Origin of the sequence: Litorilinea aerophila, assembly GCF_006569185.2 — a bacterium.
GTDB lineage: Bacteria > Chloroflexota > Anaerolineae > Caldilineales > Caldilineaceae > Litorilinea > Litorilinea aerophila.
On the sequence record NZ_VIGC02000061.1, the window covers coordinates 1 to 2500 of the forward strand.

2 rRNA genes (1 of these 2 cut by a window edge) are annotated in these 2500 nt (G+C 56.8%); both read right to left on the reverse strand.

Annotated features, from left to right (window positions below):
• Positions 1-42: 42 nt before the first annotated feature.
• Positions 43-159: ribosomal RNA gene (gene rrf / locus FKZ61_RS23430) — 5S ribosomal RNA — on the reverse strand.
• Positions 160-305: 146 nt separating this feature from the next.
• Positions 306-2500: ribosomal RNA gene (locus tag FKZ61_RS23435) — 23S ribosomal RNA — on the reverse strand (it continues 751 nt past the right edge of the window).

Genomic DNA, 2500 nt, shown 5'->3' on the forward strand with positions numbered 1-2500 from the left:
TGAGGGGAGGGGGAGGGGATAAGAAAAGGCAGGGAAGAGAAGGGTTGGCAATGACCTACTCTCGCATGCAGTCGCCCGCATACTACCATCGGCGCTGGTGGGCTTAACTGCCGGGTTCGGGATGGAGCCGGGTGTACCCCCACCGCTTCTATCACCAACCACCTCTACTCCCCTGCCGCTTTCAACCTGATATCCAAAACCGCCCGATACCAGCATATCCGGCAGGTCGCTGACACATTAAAAACTGACTAGGATTAGGAACACCCCCAACCAAAAACCGCAGCCCTTCCCCTCTCTGACCAGAGAAGATTAAGCCCTCGTGCATTAGTACGGCTTCGCTCAAGACATTGCTGCCTGTACACGTGCCGCCTATCCAGCTGGTCGTCTCCCAGCGCACTTACCAGGTTACCCTGCGAGGGAACTTATCTCGGGGACGGCTTCCCACTTAGATGCTTTCAGCGGTTATCCAGCCCAGACTTAGCTACCCAGCTATGCCGTTGGCACGACAACTGGCACACCAGCGGTCTGTCCACCCCGGTCCTCTCGTACTAGGGGCAGACCCCCTCAGTTCCCTTACGCCCACAGCGGATAGAGACCGACCTGTCTCACGACGGTCTGAACCCAGCTCGCGTACCACTTTAATGGGCGAACAGCCCAACCCTTGGGACCTACTCCAGCCCCAGGATGTGACGAGCCGACATCGAGGTGCCGAGCCTCCCCGTCGATGTGAACTCTTGGGAGAGACTAGCCTGTTATCCCCGGGGTAGCTTTTATCCGTTGAGCCATGGCCCTTCCACTCGGTACCATAGGATCACTAACGCCGACTTTCGTCTCTGCTCGACATGTCCGTCTCGCAGTCAAGCTCCCTTTTGCGTTTGCACTCTACGACTGGTTTCCATTCAGCCTGAGGGAACCTTTGCGCGCCTCCGTTACCCTTTAGGAGGCGACCGCCCCAGTCAAACTGCCCACCTGACACTGTCCCCTCACCGGATCACGGCCAGGGTTAGAGCCAAGACTTAACCAGGGTGGTATTTCACCGGCGACTCCACCGAGCCTGGCGGCCCAGCTTCTCAGTCTCCCACCTATCCTACACAAGTTAAGCCCTAACCCAATGTCAAGCTACAGTAAAGCTCCACGGGGTCTTTTTGTCCTGCTGCGGGTAAGGCGCATCTTCACGCCTATTTCAGTTTCACCGGGCCCTTCGTCGAGACAGTGCCCCATTCGTTACGCCTTTCGTGCGGGTCGGAACTTACCCGACAAGGAATTTCGCTACCTTAGGACCGTTATAGTTACGGCCGCCGTTCACCGGGGCTTCAGTTCAGGGCTCTCACCCCTCCCCTTAACCTTCCGGCACTGGGCAGGCGTCAGCCTGTATACTTCGTCTTGCGACTTCGCACAGACCTGTGTTTTTGGTAAACAGTCGATAGGGCCATTTCTCTGCGGCCTCTTCAGGCTCAGACATGTACATGCCCTCACCCTACCAAGGCGCTCCTTCTCCCGAAGTTACGGAGCTATTTTGCCTAATTCCTTAACGAAGGTTCTCCCGTTCCCCTTGGTATTCTCTACCCGTCTACCTGTGTCGGTTTGCGGTACGGTCACGCAAGTCTCACTAGAGGCTTTTCTCGGCGGCTTGGGCTCAGTCGCTTCCGCCCTCACGGGCTCGCCTTCACCCCTCAGCTCAGGTGGTCTTTTATCCCCACCCTCTTCGCCTACAGGCTTGGCACCGGCTCTTCCATCCGCCGGCCAACCTACCCTTCCGCGTCACCCCTTCGCTCAAACAACTTGACGTGGTACTGGAATATTAACCAGTTTCCCATCGACTACGCCTTTCGGCCTCGCCTTAGGTCCGACTAACCCGACGCGGACTGACCTTCCGTCGGAAACCTTAGACTTCCGGGGACTATGGTTCTCACATAGTTCTCGCTACTCGTGCCAACATTCTCACTTCCATCCGCTCCACCGCTCCTTCCAGTACGGCTTCTACGCAAATGGAACGCTCGCCTACTGCCTGCGCACACTCCCGTGTACACAAACCCGTAGCTTCGGCGGGTGACTTCAGCCCCGTTATATTTTCGGCGCAGCATCACTAGACCAGTGAGCTATTACGCACTCTTTCAAGGATGGCTGCTTCTAAGCCAACCTCCTGGCTGTCTCAGTAACGCCACATCCTTTCCCACTTAGTCACCACTTCAGGACCTTAGCTGACGGTCTGGGCTCTTCCCCTCTCGACCACGAAACTCATCTCCCGTAGTCCAACTGCCACTGACCAACTAACGGCATTCGGAGTTTGGTTGAGTTCGGTAGGCGGTTAGCCCCCTACCTCATCCAGTGCTCTACCTCCGCCAGTCTCCAGTGACGCTAGCCCTAAAGCTATTTCGGCGAGAACCAGCTATCTCCGGGTTCGTTTGGCATTTCACCCCTATCCACAGCTCATCCGAGCCTTTTGCAACAGACACCGGTTCGGGCCTCCACGAGACATTACTCCCGCTTCACCCTGGCC